Origin of the sequence: Caballeronia cordobensis (genome assembly GCF_001544575.2) — a bacterium.
Classification (GTDB): Bacteria; Pseudomonadota; Gammaproteobacteria; order Burkholderiales; family Burkholderiaceae; genus Caballeronia; species Caballeronia cordobensis.
Window position 1 is genome coordinate 88,972 of record NZ_FCNY02000010.1, and the last position, 18,197, is coordinate 107,168.

Sequence of the window (18,197 nt, forward strand, 5' to 3'; positions counted from 1 at the left end):
CTCACACGGTCTCGGTCGCATCCAGCCCTTTCCCGAAAACCCACGAAGAACAAAAAAAACCCGGCTCGAAAGCCGGGTTGTGATTAAAGGGTATGACGAGCGGCATCAGAGGGTGCCGCTAGTTCTCATGCCGCCGCGCCAAACGCGGGCGGCAGCGATCGAGACAATAACGTCGTGACTGCCCCGGCCAACGTCCACTCGCCAAATTGCTGCTCATGGCTTTCATGGACGAGACGGTCAAGGCACAGCACCTCAACGCCATCGACTTGAACCTTGCCAAGGACGTTCGCCAGCACCGCGCGATTGGAGCCTTCACGTTTAACCGTGACGACTCCCTCCCCGACCACCACATACACATTCGAGTCTTTCGGCATTTACGCTGCCTCCTTCAAAAGTTTGCGCATGTCACCGGACGTTTCCGCCGACAGCAACGCGAGGTCATCGACAAAACGATCTAGCAGGGAGTCCATATGCAAGAACGTCTCGTCGTCCAGTTCTGGCGTCGCCCAGTCCAGCCCCGCCTGCGTCGCATCACGTTTGTGCGCGACCATTTGGTCCTGGTACTCGTCGATGCTTCCAGGCAGGTGGAAATAGACCACCTTCAACACGCCCTTCCGGTTCCATCGCAGCGCGCGCCGCATCGCCTGATACTCGATGCGCCACGTCCACGATCGGTCGTAGAAGAGGATGTAGTCGGCGTTGGGCAGGTTATAACCGGCGCGGCCCGATGCCTTCGTAGCCATCAACCCGGTTGCCAGTCCGCCCAAGAACCGCTTGTCCTTATCGGCCACGCGACGCTTGATCGGGATCTCGCCATGAAACGGGACAGTCTGCACACCATGCGCATCCAGCTCGCGCGCCAGAAGATCAAGCACGCCCGGGTTTTCGGCGAACACGATTGCTTGCTTGCCTTCCGCCGCAATCGCTCTCATACGGCCCACGATAGCGCGCTGCTTGCTCGTGAGCCCGCCGAGGTATTCCACGCCCTCCATCCCGAACTGCGGGTAGTTGGCAGAGAAGTGAACAGCACGGATTCGAGCGAGGATCGTCACCAGGTTGCACGCTTTCTTGTCATCGCGCGATGAGCGATACCAATCGGCGAACTCGTCGGCAGCGCGCAGATACGCGGCCAGATGCCCGCGATCCCAGTCCACCGTTTCCACCTCAAACTGAGGCGGCTCGATTTGGATGTAACGCGACACCTCGGGCTCGGCGACCAACCGCCGCTTGATATGCGGCGCGAGCATCGCCCGGTACAGGTGCAGGTTGCCGATCTTGGGCACCTCGCGCTTCGCCCCGTCCTGCAGGCTCTCCGCAAACTGCCACGTCACCCACTCCAGCACCACGAAGTCATCCCTGAATCGATCGACGCCGCGCATCGCGTACTCGACCGAATTGATCCAGTTCTGCTCGAGATAACCGACGCGGTAGCCGTAGGGCTGTGCTGCCGTTCCATCACCACCGGAGAACGCAATCAACCCGAACGCGTCTCTTGGGTAGTTCGGGATCGGACTTCCCGTCAAAACGAACCGTCGCCGCGCCGAAAGCTGCCAAAGCGCGCGGCTCTGATCGCTCGTGGGATTGGCGAGGCGCTCGCCCTCGTCGGCCACCAGCAGGCCGATGCGACGCCGCAGTCGATGCGCATACGTCCCGCGCGCAGATGCGGCTTTGTCGACCGGCATCCGCAGGCGCTCATACGAGATAAGGTTGATCTGTCGAAGGTCGCTGAGATCCGCCGCCGATTCGATTACCTGCACCTGATCGGCCGCGATAGGCAACTGCCCAATCTCCTTCAACATCTCCTCGATCAGCCTGGACTCAACGACGATGAGGCCGTGCTTCACACCGGAGACGAGGATCAGCGCGAGCGCGAGCCGGGACTTGCCGCAACCCTGCTCCCATGCAACGACGCAACCGGTAGGCTTCAACAGCGTTTCGACTAGATCATCGACCTGAAACTCCCAATCGAGCCACTGATCGACGCCGAGCGCCTTCACGCGTGAGCGCAGCGCCGCTGCTTGGTCGGGAAAGCGCGCGCACAGACCTTCGTGCACCACCTCCCATCCCTCGCTGACGTTGTCGACCGCGAACCGCGCATTGAGCTCGTCAACAGACAGGTGATACCAAACGCCGTGCAGCGCATATCGGTAACGCCCGTCGGCTTCACGATCAAACTGGACTTCATCGCCCGCCTTGATGAGCGGACTGGCCCAGCGGCTCGCGTCGACCTTGTGGGTCTCCTTCGCGATGCCCGACACCTGATCTCGCGACCCAGCGCCGGTCGTCCACGCGACGTGCCGCAGTGGTATCGCCTGGCGCACACTACGCCTCGTGCGTCTGGTGAAGTGCTCCATGAACCCGGGCGCAAGTTGCGGCTCGCCACCGACGCTGCGGATTCGATCGAGCAACTGACCAAAAGCCGCGACCGGATCGTCTTGCACCAGATACGTCTCCATATCCAGCAAGCCTTGCCCCGAGTAACGAAAGCCACGCGGCAGCCGGTGGCCGTCGCGCGAGTAAATGCGCTTTACGAGAACCGCGTTGAGCACCATCGCTTCGTTGAAGCCACACGCAAAAGACAAGCGAATGCGCCGGCCATCGTGCGACACCTTGACCGACTTGTCGCCCGTGACGGCACGCGTGATGAACGGCACGCTGTCATCGAGCTTCTGCAGCCGCAGCCGAGCTTCCCCGAAGGAACGATCCTCGAAGTCCAGCCCGAGATCCGGGCCGGGCTTGGCCAGATCGTCGACGACCGCCCGGACGAAGTCCGAGGGACGATCGCGATAGCGGTCGAACACGACCACCGCCGTGCGTACGTTCGCGCCTTCGAGCTTGAATGCGTCCGCCGGCAGTTCGAAAAGGCCTGCCGCGCGGCGCTTCATGCGATCGCCCTGCTCGCCCGCGATCATCGACTCCGCGGTCGTGATCGGCAGGAGCGCGACGACGATATTCGCCGCCTCAAGCGCCTGATGCACAGCGTAGTCGTGGCTCAATGCGCTGGTGTGCGCGCCGTACCGGCCCCACGTCGTGCATTCCAGCGTCTGCAGATGCGGCGACTCCAAATGGATCGAGAACGGAGGATTGATGATCGCGATATCGAAGCGCGCCGGATGGATATCCTCCATGCCAGCTTGCCGAAACTCGCAATCAAACCCCGCGTCCTCGAACACCTTCTGGCACTGCTGGATGACATCGGCGTGGACGTCGACGCCGTACACGGCATGGCGTTCCGGGTCTGCGTACTGAAAGAGGCGCCCGGAACCAACCGAGTTATCCAGGATCCGGATAAGCCGATTGACCTTCCAGCCGCTGACGAAGCTCCACATGAACGCCGCAATGGCGTCCGGGGTGAAGAATTGCCCGAGGTGCTGACGCCGTGCCGCTGCCAGCTCGCCCTGATGGGCGATCGACGGTGCCTGCGATCCCAAACTCCTGATCCCGCGCAACGGCTCATACCAGTCCCGCTCGTACGAAAACAGATCTCTCTGCATGAATTGCCTCTAGAAATGAAAAGACCCGCCGAAGCGGGTCGAAAGGATGGAACGGTGGACGCTTTAGTACCGGTCGCGCGAGGCGAGGTACGTGGCGCCGAACTCACTAATGAAGAGGGACAACGCGTCACCCACGTCGTGAGCGAACTTGAACTGCCATTTGTCGTTGAACAGCACGATCTCCAGCCCCGTAAACGACAGCTTCTCGCGAGTGGAGAACGTCAATCGGTGGACGCTGAAGTTGCGCAGTTGCATCGCCAGCGCGCCGAACTGATGCTTCTTCGCGAAAGTCGCCAGGCCATCGAAGGTCGTGACGACTGCCTGCTGCGAGGAGTAATAGACCTCGCGCTGACCTTTCGAATGGAAGCACGACTGGGAGGTGACGCGCTTTTCGAGAATCACCGCGCTGCTGGTGCGCTTGATCTCGGTATCGGGCTTCAGCCAGAAGCCGTCGATGATGGCCTTGGCTGCCTGCTCGAACGCGACTCGCTCGCCAGCTTCACCGCGGAACGTACGCTCGAGGTGTCGCCAGAAGCCGTCCAAGTCAGGGATGTTGTTCTTCCTCAGATCCTCCTCGATATCGAGACCGCATCGGTCGAGTTCGCGACACTGGTCGATCTCGATTCTGCCGCCGACGGGGGCGAACTTCCGGCTTGCCTCCATCACAAGCCGCGAGAGCAGCCTGCGACAGAACGTGTTGAGCTCGCGCTCGACCTTGTATTCGCTGCGCACTTCCATCGCTGAATATTCGGTCAGCCCGTCTGCGAAGACATCGCGCTCCGCCTGGACGACAGCTCGATATGCCACTGCTGCTGCCGTTTGTGCCGTCTTGAACTGCTCGATCAGTTGTGTGTACATGCGATTGCTCCATAGGATGAGCAGGCGCACGCCCGCGAAGGGGACATGCCCCTGCGGGTAGAAAAAGCAGAAGATTGATTGAGCGGTGAGCTTGCTAAGCGCCGCATCGTCGATGCGCTAGAAGCGCGGGTGGTAGTGCAACAGTACATGCACGAGGTTCCGCCGCTGACTCGAAAGGCGATCTTTTCATGGTGCCTTTCGTCCTCAGGCATGGAAACCTTATCCACAGTTTCTGTGGCTAACCTTGGGGATAACCTGAGCCGCCGCCCGATGTTTGCGATACATCCACGGTCGGCGAAAAACGCGCCCGTGCGCGTATCCTCCTCAAAAGACGCAACGATTTCGGTCCCTTTCGCCGGTCCGCCGCTGGCCTGCTGAGATCAGAATTTCGAGGTGCACGCGTGTGCGTGCGATCCCTTCGAGCACGTCCATGAAAGTAAGTCACATTGCGACCATCGCGTTCCTTAGTGCCTCAGCCATCGGCATGACCGGAGCGGTTAGCGTTGTCGCGCGCCAGTTCACGATCGAACGCTCAGCCGTTCAGGTCGTCGTTGATACCAGCATCGCCGCACGCCTCCAGGGCTTATCTGACGCGATGGAGCACGTCCCAACTGCTGAGCGTCCTTTGCTGCTGTCGAAATACGGCTTCCAGGACGAAACGGCGCTCGGTGCTGCTCTAACAGCGCAGCGGCGCGATCTGGACTCAGCAGAGAGACTGCGCGCTGCGGAACTCGCTGCCAACGAAAAACGCTTGGCCGCTTTGCTGGCGGCATGTGGCCTCAGTGCGATTGTCGCCATTATGGGAGCCGTTGCGCTCTACGACGCGCACGTGGCTCGCGGCCGAGGGACGCGCGAAGCCGACACCGTTGCCGCCTAGCGCCGTGCCGTCCAACCTCGCTTTGCCGACACAAGATGAATCTAATCGTTGTTAGCTTCGAAGACTTCACAAAGGACCCCGCCGGCGCGCGTGCTGACTCGGTACCGTCTAAGGGCTTCCCCGACAGCTGGATCGACGCGCTGGTCGGTACCGGCTCCGTCTTCTCGCGCGATGAAGCAGCGCCCGGAGCTGTAAAGACGATCGGCCTTCGCTTTCCTAGCGGCGAGCACGCCGAGCAGTTTTGCCTGAGCGTACGCAAAGTGGCCAATCTCCTCGGGACCCGGGCACACATACACAAGGTTCCCGCCCATCAGGTGGACCTGACACTGAGCGAGGCCTCAAGACATCGTGCAAGTGTCATTTGACGGACTCACAGTCGCACTCGAAGACGTTCAAGACAACCCGGCGCGGTACGCACGCCAGCTCGAACGCGCAAAGAAGTCACCGGGTTACGCCGTATGCCGCTGCCGGGAGCGCGTCGCGGGAACACTCTTGCGCCTCGTTGTGAGACGCTACGGCGCGCTTTTTCATCTCGCAAGATGGCCAGACGACGGGCCAAACCACGACGAGATCTCATGTCCGTTCTATGCCGCGGCGCCCATCAAAGATGGAAGACCGCCCGACGCCCTCAGTGCGATCCAGCAAACGCCCGCAGGGCTGAACGTCAAGCTCGACGCCTCGCTATCTGTTCGAACGCTCCAACGGTCGATACGCGCTGAAGGCGGCTCCTCGCTCACCACCACAACTCGCCGCGCCGCACCGCTCCTTGGGTTTCTGCAACGCGTTTGGCTCGAGGCCAATTTGCACGTCTGGCAAGGAGGTTCTACGCGCGGTTGGGGTCAGTGCAACGCACAGCTCGTGGCCGCTCTAGGCGATGGCAAGCTTAACGGTAAGCCCATCCATGAGGTCTTGCATGTCATGCGGCGACATGACGAGAGCCAAGCGCAATCCATTGTCGCCGAGTTCAATGCGTTCCTAGACGAGATCACGACCACACCCCACGCTTCTCAACGCCGATTGGTGCTCGGCGAGCTCCGCGGCGTGGTGGCCTCGAAGTACGGCTTCGTCGTCGCGCTACGCCAAACGAAGCGCACATTCTTCGCCTCCACACCCGTTATCGAATCGGCCGCCGCGTCGTTCAGGTCCGCCTGGGCGATGACAGGTAACGCTAGCGCGCGCGTCGTGATTCTCGCCTTGGTCGAGCGGACAAGGGACGGAAATCTTCGGATCATCGACCTTGCGCTGCAACTGTGCAGCAGCAGTTTTGTTCCCTGCGATTCGAGCTATGAGGTGGAGATGGCTAACCGGCTCGTCGCCGAGCGCCGACGTTTCATCAAGCCTATGAGGCTCGAGGCCGGCGACGTCATGCTGCCCGACTTTCAACTGACCGATACCCGACAGCCGACGGCGATCGAAATTTATGGGATGCAAGGCAATGAGCAGTATCTCGCCCGAAAGAAAGAGAAACAGGCGCTGTACGCGCGCGACGCAAAGCCGTGCGTTGAGTGGATACCGCCGGCCGACCTCGCGTCAGTACGGCTTCCTAGACCGTTGACTTGACGGTCGCTCCTTCTAGGATACTTTGAGCGCATCCGTAACTGCTGAGCAAATGATATGGCCGCGAACTCGTTCTTTCTGAATCGTGCAGTCGCGCGTAACGCCGACTGGCAAGTGAACTACCCCGCGCTCGCGATGGCAAGCACCATCGACGCGGTCGACGAACGACGCAAGCAGATCGTCGTTGCTGCTGCGGACGAAACTTCCCTGCGCGCGGTGTTCTTCAGTTCCCTCGGTGCAATACTCGACATCAACGCAACTTGGGACGAACTGGAGCGGTCAGGCAAGGGATGGCTCGCTTTCACCATACGCTGGAACCGGTGGTGGTTGCCCAACGCTGATCATGTTCAATGGCTAGCGCAGCACGCGTTCGCGCCAACTGATCTTCGCTTCGCGAATCGGTACCAGGGGTCCGCCGCCGGTGATACCGCCTCTTTTCGCGAATTCCTCGATGTCGTTGAACTCCACTATCGCCGCGACCCGGCCATCTCCAGCGTCCTGTTCGCGCCCAACGCCATTGCAGCCGTCGCGACTTCGCCAATCAATACGGCCATGCGTCATTCATAAGACCGTCAATGCGCAAGGTCATTCCCTTCGGCAGGCGAGCCGTCGCTCCTAACACGCCCCGCGATGTCGAGGCCAACTGTGCACACCGAAATCTTCGGCTCGTCGAACAGAGCGATATCGTCATGTGCGCCGTTTGTCACGCCACGCTCAGTCCTATTTGGGCGCTCTCGATGCTGTCCGAGCAGTATGCATTTGCGATGGCTCACATCGACCGGCTCAAATCTCGAATCGAGCTCGCCGACGCTCGGATCCTAGAGTTATCGCAGGAACTCGATGCAATGTTGCCGGGCGAAAAGAAGCCTGAATAAGTCGTCTACCGACACTTGACCAACCGTCGAACAGTGGTGCAATAGATCATCAACGACTCAGGAATGCACCATGAAACGAACCTTCGAATGCGGTCACAGCGGCAAGGGCAAATACTGCCACGCATGCGCGGCTGCCGAAAAGCATAAGGCCCAGCGTCGTCTCGACCTCGAGGAGACGCGCACTGCGAAGCGAGTCGCGACCACCGACGATCCGATCGATCTGTCCATGGTGCGACACCTCTCGGCCGTACAACGAGAGGCCAGAGATCTGCTCGCAAAGGTCAGTAGCGGCGTGCATCCATTTTCGCTCGACGGAAAGTTCATCAAGTCCTCGGCAGGCAAGCTGGTTTCCGTGCCGGTTGGCCGATCCTATCGCCTGCTCTTTGACGCACCATCGCTCGCACCGCTACGCCTCGTCAGTCACGAAGACTACAATGGGATTGCGGCGAATCGCGTAGCCGCATAACTTACCTCGACTGACGTGTTGCTTGGCACTATGGCCATCGACGGCTGAGCTATTGCTGAGGCACGCGCGCAGCTTGCCTTCAAACTCCCATACGGGTCACCGCCGAAGCGGCACCCCCGAAAGCCGCTCGCACACCTCGATCAGCCGATCCTGCATCGCCCGGTCTCGCGCAGCTGGATCACAAGCGCGCTCGCGCATGTGAAAGAAATAGCGGCCGGAGACGCGGGCGGCTTCGTCGTCGCTCGAGGCGAGCCACGCCTGCGTGCGGTGCGCCTTGTTCAGATCGTCCGGCGCGGAGGAGCCGCCCATCTTCGTCGGGACCCATCCCGGCTCGAGCGCGTTTGAACGCACATCTGGCCAATAGCGCGCCACCGCGAAGGCGAGTAGCACGTCCATAAACTTGCTCTCCGCATAGGCTTCGGCACCGTTCCAGGGCCGCGCAATCCACTGCACATCGTCGAGCCCGGCAGAGGCTCCACGATGCATTCCCGAGCTGAGATAGACGAGCCGTGCGGGCATGTCAATGGACGCTGTGAGGACATACGGCGCAAGCACGTTTACCGCGAATACGTGCGGCAAACCGTCCACCGTCTCAATGCGTCGCGGCTCGCGATATCCGACCGCCGCGTTGTGAATAACCGCATCGAAGCGGCCAAGCGCGTTCGTTTGCTCGGCGACGTCGCACATCGCATCTAAGCTCGCGAGGTCGCCGGTCACAACCGCTTCGGCTCGCGGGAGCACGGTACGCGCGTCGTCGGCGCGGGCTTCATTGCGTGCGTGCAGCACGACGCGATGCCCTTGTTCGATTAAAAGGCGCGCGGCCATCAGCCCCAGTCCGTCCGTCGATCCGGTAATGAAGATGCGAGACATGTCGAGTCCCCAGGGAAAGAAGCGCCCATTCTGCCCGCCGGCTGCCCGCCTCGCGATGCAATGAAAGGCATTTCACCGATGACAGGGGGACATGAATGGCACTCGTGCTCCGGGCCTGCAACAAGCGGCTTTCTTGATGGTGACGAAGTTGATGCGCTGAGCGCGCGCGAGCCGCGCCCGGTCACGCAGCGTGGACGCCCGCCTGCTCGTCGCCTGTCTTCGCCGATATTCCGCCGGCCGCACCCGCCCGGTGCTACGCGAGAATGAGTTCGGCAAGATCTCGCGCAGTAGCGTTGCGCGGGCTTCAGTCCAATGGCCGACGAGATTACCTAACCAGCCGATGTCGAAGCCGCCACGCGTAGCCTGCAGGTGAGCGGATGCCCTGCCTCCGACGCGGCGGCCAAATCGTCTGAGCGGCGCGGCGGGCAATTGAAGTGACGGGGGGCGCCAAGTTACAGCGTCTTCGTAACCATTAGCCAGAAAATCGCAAGGAACGCGACGAAAGCGAGCACGCCGAGCACAGTCCATATCGCCATGAGCATCCAGAAGCGGCGAGACAGCGGCGCCTGCGATGCCGCGCAATCTCGCGCTTCATCGGCGATCAGGTGTTGCAGCCAAACGACCGGCACCCAGCACGAAATCGCGAACACGTACAGCCCGATGGACCACGCAAGCCACGGCGTCTGCACCCGGAAGCCGACGAGCCGTATCATCAGATAGCCACTAAAAGGCTGGATGATGGCCGTGGGCGTCGTGAAAAGCCAGTCCGCGATGACGACCAAACGGCTTACGCGAGCGACCGTGCGAGCATCGCGGCCAAGACTCGCGCACAGCAGATAAAACGCCGAACCGATTCCGGTGCCAAAGAGAATCGTGGACGACAGCACATGCAACCACTTGATGACGAGGTAACTCACCTTCGGTTCTTTCTATCGAGTTGAATCAGCAGGACGAGCGCAGCGAGCATCGGCAGGTTTTTGGAAAGCGGACCATACGGATGCAGCCAGAACTCCGGCAAGCGCCAGCTAATGAGGGCCGTATAAACGATGATCAGGCAGATCTGGATTTTCCAAAGTCGATTACGAGGACCGAGACGCGCGGGCCAACACAGTGACAGCGCGCCGAGCAGCAAATCAAAAAGCGCGGCGGCGTAGAGCAGCAACGGGCGCATGGCGTCCGGCGCGCCGACTCTCGCGAGTAGATCCAGACTGGCCGCTCGCGGATATAGCCATGCGGAAACGATTGCGGTCCAGATCCACACCGCCGCAATGGACGCTATCAGCAACGGCAAAAGCCACGCGAGCTTCGCATGCAGGTCGAGACATTGCGGCATCGCACGTAGCTGCGAAAGCGCTTTCGGCGGCCGTCCGAGCCAGCGCGTGATGCCGTCCGCGGGCGCGGTGTTGCCACGTTCCAGCATGCCGATGGAATCGCTGCTGACGAAGCCCCCCGGTAAATGTTCGCCGATGCGCGCGCTCAGACGAACGAGCGAGATCGGCACCGCGACGAACCGCGGGGCGGATGCGCCGGCGAGGCCGGCGAGAACCGTGAGATAGCTTCGCATCGTCATCGGCTCGGGGCCGACCGCGGCCACCGTTTCCGTCACGCCATCGACGACAATCACGCCCTGGGTCACTAATGCGACGACGTCGTCAATGTGCACGGGTTGAATGGACTGGCCGCCGCGCCCCGGCAGCGGGACAACTGGCAGCGTCGACCATGCAGTGAAAAACTTCGTACTGGCGCCTTCCGGCGAAAAGACCAGCGACGGCTGCACGATCAGCGATGACACCGGTAGGGCGCGCAACGCATCGTCGCCGGCGCGCTTGGTCAGGTGGTATGCGCTAGCGGCGTGCTCGTCCGCGCCGAGCGCCGAAATCTGCACAATGCGCCGCACTCCGGCCCGCACCGCCGCATGAAAGAGCGCAATCGGCGCATCCGCGTGCAGACGCTGGAAGTCGTGGCCGGTGCGATCGATGAAGATGCCGACCGCGTTGATCAAGACATCGACGCCTTCGAGAAGCGGTACCAAAGTTGCTTGGTTGTCGATGCGCGCGAAGTCCAGTTCGACGAAGCGGCACTGCTTCGACAGACCCGCCTTCGCCAGTGGATGGCGCGCGGCGCAAATCAGCGAATGACCATCCGCGAGCAAGGCCGCCGCGATGCGTGAACCGAGGAGCCCGGTTGAACCCGAGAGGAATATGACCATGACGCTGGGCATCGACACGAGAAAAGACATTCTTTGGCCCGGCATTGCAGCCGGGCTGCTATCGACGGCGGCGCTCGCGGTGTGCGGCCGCCTCCACGGCAAGCGCGCGACGGCTCCGGTGAGCGCCGCGAGCCATTGGGTCTGGCCGCAAGAAGCGAACCAGACGGCGCATCCAAAGCCGCGGCATCTGCTAACCGGGCTTGCAATCCATCAACTGATGTCCATCGGTTGGGCGGCCGGCAACGCGCTGGCTGTCGCGGTGGCGCGCCGTTCCATGAATCATCGCGACACAGGGGCACGGCCGACGCATCGCGCTCGCTACTGCGACGACCTTGGCCGCTGCGGCGGGCGACTATATCGTCGTTCCGAAGCGCTTCACGCCGGGCTTCGAATATCACTTGCCGGTCGCCCATATCGCCGCGGTTTATCTTGCGTTTGGGGCGGGGCTCGTCCTGCCGTTTTTCACGAAGCGCTCGGCGCGCTGAGCCGATGACACAGCCGGCGCAAGCGCCGCCAGTTCTCCAGATACGACGCCTCGCGCCTGCGGACCAGTTCAACAATGCTGCACTAGGGCTCGTCGATCCGATAGTCTTACTGCGCCGCAGTTTGCCGAGCCATCCACCATGGAACGCCTTGTCCGACTGACGCACATGCGGCTGGACGACAGCGAACGCGAGACAGCGCGCGACTTCGGCCTCGCAGTCGGATTGACTCCAATTTACGTCCTTCCGTGACGGCAAATCGCGTAGGAGCCGGTCGCGTGGGGCCAGGTCGCTATAATCGTCACCGGCTTACAAAATTGAAACCGCCGGACCCCGCCGACAGGACAGCGCTATGACTGACGAACTTTTTCCCTGCGACCATTGCGGCGGAAAGTGGTCTTTCGGATTCTCCCAGCGATTAGTCGGCCGTCCGTCGGCTCCTGAGCGCGACTTCGCTCGCCTCGGCAACAGCCTGGCGCCGCCCACGCAAGACATGGAACCGCGCTCACCGTACGACGTTCCCTACGAGAAGGTCTGCTGCATTTTCTGTGAAGAATGTGGGATGCAGACGCCTTGGATCCCGATCGGCAACGACCGCTACGCTGCACTGGATAAGGCCGGCGAGATTTGGAATGCTCGGATGCGGCGGCCGAAAGCCACCGAGGGCGATCTGCTTCAGCTCGTAAGAAAAGAAGTTAGCGCAGTCGACGATGCTTACCTGATCGACCTCCTCTCGAGGAACGAAGACGACTGGGAGAAACGCGGTCCCATCTTCCAAATGCTCGCCAAGAAAATTGCCGACAGCAAAATTACAATGAGCGAGTTCTGGCCAGTCGACACAGTCCTCCGCGATGCGGCGCGATACCGAAAGCTGCAGCAGCTTGCGAAGCGCATATACATTGACGGAATCGCTTCGGTCCAGTTTCCCCGGATTCCCGCGACAGGCGGTGACGAAGGCAACTTTGAAAACAGCGTCAACGAGGCGGTCGATGACCTCCCCGACCGCAACCGCTGGTGACTTGACTTCATTCGGCGCCGGTCATACTGAAGGAACCTACAAACTAGACACGGCAAACAAGGACCGAATATGTCACCCATCCAGTACATCGTCGCCGCCTACCGGCTCCGCAATAAGCTCGCGCCGCAGCTTTTTACGCTGCTCGCCCTCGGCGTGATCCTGACGTATCACGCGATGACAAGTCCGCAGTTGGGCTGGCTTTTGGACTGAAAACCCCACAGGGACGCTATCCGGATAGCGTCCCTCTCAGCCAGCATCAAGTACCAAGTTGTTGAATTAACACCGAATAACCACTGTTACAAATTTAGCCGGATATGCACACCCCCCTTATCCGGCGAACTTTTCGCATTGTAAAACGCGGTACAGGGCTGTTCTGCTGATGCCCAGGGCGATTGCCGCTGCTTTCTTATTGCCATCGGTTGCTGCGAGTGCCTCGTGGACTTGTTCTAATGTCACCTTAGGCGCCTTTAGCCGCCTCTGGACAGAAAAGCTAGACAGGTAAGCGCCGGCCTTTTGCTCTTTGCTATGGCCCGCCGCCTCAACCACGGCTTGCATCGCTTCGCGGTGGAGCGCCGGGTCGGCCCTCTGGTCGCTGCCTTTGATCGGCGCAGGAACGCCGGTGTATTTTTCAAACATTTGCTGCAAGAACTGATGCCTCAGGCCGTGGCACGTAACGCCCAAGCCAGACTTCGTCACACCATGGCGCTTTAGAACCGTATAGAAATGGTCCTTCCACTGAGTCTTGGTATAGCCGTCGGGGATCGTCGAGCCAGTAGACCGGTTTGCGTGTTGAGCAGCCTCGAGTAGGAGGTCCATCTTCAACTCCATCGGCACCACACGCGCGCGACCGCCCTTTGTGCCGTGGACGACGCTGAGCTTTCCGTCTCTACGGACTGCATCTTTAGGCCGCAACAGAAGACTCTCTTCGACCCGTAGACCGAAGGCCGCCTGCAGCTTCATTTGCACCGCGACCACGGGCTCCGTCTTCGCGATTTCTTCGATAATGGAAACGGCATCGATCCCCTTGCCTTCCCATGACTTGTCCTCGGTCGCCACAGACGTGCGCCGAAAGTCGTGCGCGGCTGGATCAATGTACTCCGACATCTTTTTGACAAGGTTCCGCTTGTTGATCCAGTTCGAGAACGCTCGGAAGTACGTCAACTTGTTCTCGATGGTCCCGGGACTTTGGCCGTCCTTGTGCCATAGCGCCACCAGCCCTTCGATGTGCTTTTCCTTGAGCGCATACGGTGTTTGTATCGCGTAGCCGATCTGGCGTAGCTCAACAAACGAACGGCAAAGCTTTTGCAGTCGCGGTTCCTGTGTTCCGACCGATATCGGCTTATTGCTAACACGGGTACGGCTGTGAACACGATTGACGTTTGGAGTGAAAATCTTCTCAAGCGCATCCCGGAACGCGGGGGGAAGCTCGGGATAGCCCGCAACGATGCCTTTCACATAGACGGTTACTGTCATTCGGATGCTCCTTCCTCGTTTGTTGATTGCCGCGTGTCGGCCACCGAGTGCATTGCTCGGCCCCTCTCAAACGCCATCTCCAACTGGCATGACTGCCGAAACCCATTCGGGACTCCGCCACCCGCGCACGTGCCAGAAATCCATCCAGCTATCGCCGCATGCCGGAGTGCTCTTCGCCTGGACCGCGTATCGTCGAAACCATAGGCAATCGACAGCCGCCATAGAGACCACGCAACTTCGGCCTCGAAGGCGTGATCTACCAGCGTGAAAATCCGACGTCGTTCGCTTTGCTTCGGGGCAGTTGAGAAGCGCTGTGGCTGTGCTCCATTCGCATCGCCTTCGTCTTTGCAGCGCCTCAGTGCTACGGTGGCGAAGGTCGATACCTGTTCTGCCCCGGGCGCCCACGCACACAGCAATCGCGTCAGCGCATCAGCGCCTGACGTGTCGATCATCTCAGCGCACATCAGCGCTCACATTGGTGCGGGACCAGTCCAGCTCATACGACGCAATGGCCATGTAATCCGAGACTAGTGCTGCTCCTGAAGCGTCATTTTTTTGCGGCTCTAGCAAGCGCGTTCTCCTTATGTGCTGAGAGTCAGCAACCGTGCTCATCTATTGAACGGTGTACTTCCCTGCCACCGCGCTGCATACCTCAGGAGCCTATCCCCGGGCTATTGCCGCACAGCCGCTGCGTTGCCCCGCCGGGTCCTGCCTTCCTGTCCTTTAGCGATTCCATTCGATAGCCCCGCACGTGGAAGAAACGTGCATCGACCTCCGTACTGCTGCGTGCTGCCAGTCGCCACGCTTCGCGTGCTGACTGCCGCTGATTTGCTGCTGGAGTACTTCCAACGCGCGCCCGCTTCGCGGAATCTCTCGTCGTTGTGCATCTCCTGCTGCTCCAGCAGTCGAACCGCGTACAGCTAACTGTGCGATTCGGCTATGCCGCTGCCACGGCTACCGCGCCGGCCCTAGACGCGCTGTTGCGCGCCGGTGTGCCCCGTCTTTGCGGCGGCACGACCTCGGCCAAGTGCTCGGTAATCTTTTTGCGCTGCTTTATTCCGGGTGCGCCGCCCGTTCGTCTTCCGTACAGGGAGCAGCTTGCCGCGTCGGCCTAGCTGGTCCCCCATCCCAAAGCGCGTTCACTCGGTCGCGGTGTGTCGGACCTCATGCAACGTACCCAGCGTCGTGTGCTGTAAGGATGCGTCCATCCTCCATGAGGTCGAAATTGGGCAGCCACGGACATGTGTCCGCGCATTCCCAATCCGTCTCATCTCGGACACTCGTGCAAAACCGCCCGCAAACCCAATGGATATCGCGTGTCCAGCGTCCTCACTTTGGGTCGCTTTGAACTTGATTAGATTCAGAAAAAGGCCGCTTCATTTTGCGGCCGTGACAGAGGGGTTTTCGCTAGGCAAAGCGGCCCCCTCGATCGTCCTTTTCAGGAGAGTCGATGCGCGTGCGCGCGGTTGGTAAGTAGAAGGATATCGGCGCCGTGACCACACGCAACATTAAAAGCCGCCTAAATGTAGCGAGCTTTTGCTTCCTTGACATTGCGCGCCGATCTGTAGAGTTGGACAGGCGTAACGGGGACTTTTCCCACCGATTTTGTCTTGATGACTGACAGATTGAGGCGCTTCAGACCGTCGATTCGCCTTCTCACCGTTCACGGCGAGACAACTGACAGTTAACCGAACGTTTCGACAAAAGGAATCGGCGCGTACACCCATCTACCACTTTTCTGTCAGACAACTGGCGGATGGGTTGAACCTATCGAATTGCTCTGGAGAGAGAATGAACACCATGAAAGTACATGCACCCGTCCTTGCTGTTGACGTCGGATATGGCAACACTAAGATCGCCTTCCGCAACGGCTCCGACGTGTCGACCTTTATGTTTCCGTCGCTGACCCCGCCGTACAAGGCACACACGATCGCCAAAGAGAGCGCGGGTTTGATCACGACGCCCAAGACTGTCGCGGTGGACGTCGAGGGAAAGCGCTATCAAGTGGGTCCCGGCGTGCTGTTGAGCTCGCGTAACGGGGACGCGGGGGCGACACTTAACGACGACTATTGCACGACTGCCAGCTATGCCGCGCTGCTGGCCGGTGCGTTCCACTTCGCGAACATCGCATCAGTCGACCGCCTGGTTCTCGGCCTGCCGATGAGGAATTTCCACACCCACGTTGCTCATTTGCGCAGTGCGTTTGCTGGTAATAATTCATACGGCGACGTGGAGTTCGATGTCGGCAGCGTCATCGTGCTTCCACAGCCCCTCGGCGCATTGGTCAACTTCTCGCGGTACCACGAGTTCGACAAGGAAGACCCGCACCTCATCATCGATGTCGGCTACTTCACTACGGACTGGGTGGTAGCAACCGGGCTGACGATCGACGAAGAGCGCAGCGGCGGCCACCACAGCGGCGCGTCTCACTATTACGAAGCCATCGCCGCAGTCATCAAGGAAAAGCTGCATATCGACACGCAGGGGATTGAGCGGATCGACAAGGCGCTGCGCACGGGATCGACTCTCCTGCTCAACGGGAACGACTATGACTTGCAAGATTTTCTGCCGGCGGCGCAGACGGTTATCGACGCCGCGGTTAAAGCTATTCAAGCAGGCGTGAAGAACACAGTGGACATTCGCTCCATCGTTCTAACTGGTGGCGGTGCGGCTCTGTATAGGTCTGAGATTCAAGCGCGGTTTCCCCATTTGAGGATCGACCATATGGCAGAGCCATGCTTCACGAATGTAAGGGGGTTCCTCGCCGCTGGTGAGGCAACGCTGCTGCGCGACAAGAAGCGCAAGGAAGCGGTGCCCGCATGACAGGCGCTTTGGAGATCAAGGTAACAATCAGCGAGATCGCGACGCCAACGTTGTTTGATGCTCTAGTCGCGATCTCCAATCCGAGGCAACGCGCAGCGTTGCTCAAGCGCTTAGCGGAAGATGCTTTGCGGGGCAGTGTCCAGGTTCCTCGTGCAGGAGTGACTAGCACGCCAACGTCAGCCAACGCATCCGCAACGACGAAAGCTGCAAGGGGTCCTGCGCCAAGCGAGGCAACTCCCGTCGCTGCTAAGCAAATCGCGCCAGTTCAGGATGATCAGCCTGATTTCGACTACGCGTTCCTGGCGGAAAACTTGAATCTAGGGTGAGCCTGAGCTAGATGGAGAAGGCACATGCCGCTTCGCAGATCGGCGTTTAGCGCCAACAGAAGCGCAGCGGCGTGGGCTTTCGTCGACGGCTTGACTTCGCCTAGTTGTTGGCAGAATAGGGACATGTATAGTGCAATTTGCAAAGGCAACGGAGGAATAATGAGCTTCATCGAAAACTTGGCACAGCTTGACTGGACTCGCGGCGTTCGCATGTGGATTCTCGTGGCCGCCGCGCTCGCTGCGTGCGAGGCAGGCTATCTGTTTCATCGCGCTGTGTTCCGCTCAGCCAAAGGAGCCGATGATGTACGGTAAGTTCTTGGCCTTGCCCTTGATTGCACGTCGGGCGCTGACTGCAGGAGCTCTTTTTTTCGTCGCGTGCGTCGCTGCCCGCTTGCCGGATACACCGTTGTGTAACTGGATTTTTGGGCTCTCGCTCGTCGGTTCCTTCTGGGCTAGCGGCGTGATGGTTCCTGGGATAAAGCTCGCGCTTTATGTGTTCAAAGTTGCCTTGAGAGTTAAGGCTAGTACATGGTGAGCACTGAAAGCTACAGACGAAAAAAAACCCGGCTCATTGGCCGGGTTTTGTTTTCATAGATGGACATCAATGCAGCAGGGTCACCCCTTGTGCGTTCGCCTGTCGACGAATGCAGTAAAACCAAGCAGTGTCCAGCGTGACGCCTTGTTTCTCCAGTCGGGCATGACCGCCTCGCTTCCGGTCGATGACGTCATAGGCTTCCGCCTCCGACTTTCCTACCCTGACCGAGCCGTTCTCGACACCGGAAGTCGCCACGATTTCATACCGGCCAACAATCATGCTGAAGCTCATTTCCTTTTCTCCATTGGACAAGCTCGGGCGGATTGCGGCCCCA

At 60.1% G+C, this 18,197-nt stretch carries 19 protein-coding genes; 11 read left to right on the forward strand and 8 right to left on the reverse strand.

Annotation, left to right across the window (positions count from 1 at the left end):
• Window positions 1-125: 125 nt before the first annotated feature.
• From AWB70_RS20405 to AWB70_RS20415, 3 genes are all read right to left on the reverse strand, one after another.
• Complete coding sequence (locus tag AWB70_RS20405; protein ID WP_060854158.1) at window positions 126-374, reverse strand: hypothetical protein; 249 nt, start codon at window positions 372-374, stop codon at window positions 126-128.
• Window positions 375-3,494, reverse strand: a complete 3,120-nt coding sequence (locus tag AWB70_RS20410; RefSeq protein WP_060854159.1) for an SNF2-related protein — start codon at window positions 3,492-3,494, stop codon at window positions 375-377. It lies immediately after the preceding gene.
• A gap of 63 nt (window positions 3,495-3,557) precedes the next feature.
• Entirely contained in the window at window positions 3,558-4,352 is a 795-nt protein-coding gene (locus AWB70_RS20415) for a hypothetical protein (protein WP_053572370.1), read from the reverse strand.
• 430 nt (window positions 4,353-4,782) lie between these two features.
• Between AWB70_RS20415 and AWB70_RS20420 the strand changes: the two genes are divergently transcribed.
• From AWB70_RS20420 to AWB70_RS20445, 6 genes are all read left to right on the forward strand, one after another.
• The gene (locus AWB70_RS20420) at window positions 4,783-5,229 is read left to right on the forward strand and encodes a hypothetical protein (RefSeq protein WP_053572371.1); all 447 of its coding nucleotides are present in this window, start codon (window positions 4,783-4,785) and stop codon (window positions 5,227-5,229) included.
• 35 nt (window positions 5,230-5,264) lie between these two features.
• A complete protein-coding gene (locus tag AWB70_RS20425) occupies window positions 5,265-5,594 on the forward strand; it encodes a hypothetical protein (RefSeq protein WP_053572372.1) in 330 nt (109 codons plus the stop codon).
• Window positions 5,584-6,789, forward strand: coding sequence for a DUF1173 family protein (locus AWB70_RS20430; RefSeq protein ID WP_235024317.1), 1,206 nt, complete (start codon window positions 5,584-5,586; stop codon window positions 6,787-6,789). Before AWB70_RS20425 ends, AWB70_RS20430 begins: the two co-directional genes overlap by 11 nt.
• 54 nt (window positions 6,790-6,843) lie before the next feature.
• Window positions 6,844-7,353 (forward strand): hypothetical protein, encoded by a 510-nt coding sequence (locus AWB70_RS20435; RefSeq protein WP_235024300.1) that lies wholly within the window; start codon window positions 6,844-6,846, stop codon window positions 7,351-7,353.
• Window positions 7,354-7,361: 8 nt separating this feature from the next.
• Window positions 7,362-7,661 carry a hypothetical protein gene (locus AWB70_RS20440; RefSeq protein ID WP_063786785.1) on the forward strand — a complete coding sequence of 100 codons (300 nt, stop codon included), beginning with the start codon at window positions 7,362-7,364 and terminating at the stop codon, window positions 7,659-7,661.
• Window positions 7,662-7,731: 70 nt separating this feature from the next.
• A complete protein-coding gene (locus tag AWB70_RS20445) occupies window positions 7,732-8,127 on the forward strand; it encodes a DUF7682 family zinc-binding protein (protein ID WP_053572374.1) in 396 nt (131 codons plus the stop codon).
• A 96-nt stretch (window positions 8,128-8,223) separates the two neighbouring features.
• Here the strand turns inward: AWB70_RS20445 and AWB70_RS20450 are convergent, their stop codons facing one another.
• From AWB70_RS20450 to AWB70_RS20460, 3 genes are all read right to left on the reverse strand, one after another.
• Complete coding sequence (locus tag AWB70_RS20450) at window positions 8,224-8,997, reverse strand: SDR family NAD(P)-dependent oxidoreductase (RefSeq protein WP_053572375.1); 774 nt, start codon at window positions 8,995-8,997, stop codon at window positions 8,224-8,226.
• Between the two features lie 452 nt (window positions 8,998-9,449).
• Complete coding sequence (locus tag AWB70_RS20455; protein ID WP_053572376.1) at window positions 9,450-9,914, reverse strand: DUF2269 family protein; 465 nt, start codon at window positions 9,912-9,914, stop codon at window positions 9,450-9,452.
• Entirely contained in the window at window positions 9,911-11,206 is a 1,296-nt protein-coding gene (locus tag AWB70_RS20460) for an SDR family oxidoreductase (RefSeq protein WP_053572377.1), read from the reverse strand. Before AWB70_RS20460 ends, AWB70_RS20455 begins: the two co-directional genes overlap by 4 nt.
• Between AWB70_RS20460 and AWB70_RS20465 the strand changes: the two genes are divergently transcribed.
• The 3 genes from AWB70_RS20465 (at window position 11,199) to AWB70_RS38795 (ending at window position 12,916) form a co-directional block, all read left to right on the forward strand.
• A complete protein-coding gene (locus AWB70_RS20465) occupies window positions 11,199-11,699 on the forward strand; it encodes a hypothetical protein (RefSeq protein WP_235024301.1) in 501 nt (166 codons plus the stop codon). The genes AWB70_RS20460 and AWB70_RS20465 overlap by 8 nt on opposite strands.
• A gap of 341 nt (window positions 11,700-12,040) precedes the next feature.
• Window positions 12,041-12,706, forward strand: a complete 666-nt coding sequence (locus tag AWB70_RS20470; RefSeq protein ID WP_060854160.1) for a Lar family restriction alleviation protein — start codon at window positions 12,041-12,043, stop codon at window positions 12,704-12,706.
• A 69-nt stretch (window positions 12,707-12,775) separates the two neighbouring features.
• Window positions 12,776-12,916, forward strand: a complete 141-nt coding sequence (locus AWB70_RS38795; protein WP_159680267.1) for a hypothetical protein — start codon at window positions 12,776-12,778, stop codon at window positions 12,914-12,916.
• Between the two features lie 117 nt (window positions 12,917-13,033).
• On the opposite strand, the gene AWB70_RS20475 is transcribed toward AWB70_RS38795, so the two are convergent.
• Window positions 13,034-14,179 (reverse strand): integrase domain-containing protein, encoded by a 1,146-nt coding sequence (locus AWB70_RS20475; RefSeq protein ID WP_053572379.1) that lies wholly within the window; start codon window positions 14,177-14,179, stop codon window positions 13,034-13,036.
• 1,791 nt (window positions 14,180-15,970) lie between these two features.
• Between AWB70_RS20475 and AWB70_RS20480 the strand changes: the two genes are divergently transcribed.
• Window positions 15,971-17,002 carry a PRTRC system protein D gene (locus tag AWB70_RS20480; RefSeq protein WP_235024302.1) on the forward strand — a complete coding sequence of 344 codons (1,032 nt, stop codon included), beginning with the start codon at window positions 15,971-15,973 and terminating at the stop codon, window positions 17,000-17,002.
• Window positions 17,003-17,487: 485 nt separating this feature from the next.
• Window positions 17,488-17,640 carry a hypothetical protein gene (locus AWB70_RS38800; RefSeq protein WP_159680270.1) on the forward strand — a complete coding sequence of 51 codons (153 nt, stop codon included), beginning with the start codon at window positions 17,488-17,490 and terminating at the stop codon, window positions 17,638-17,640.
• A 289-nt stretch (window positions 17,641-17,929) separates the two neighbouring features.
• On the opposite strand, the gene AWB70_RS20490 is transcribed toward AWB70_RS38800, so the two are convergent.
• Complete coding sequence (locus AWB70_RS20490; protein WP_035511697.1) at window positions 17,930-18,154, reverse strand: hypothetical protein; 225 nt, start codon at window positions 18,152-18,154, stop codon at window positions 17,930-17,932.
• Window positions 18,155-18,197: the final 43 nt, after the last annotated feature.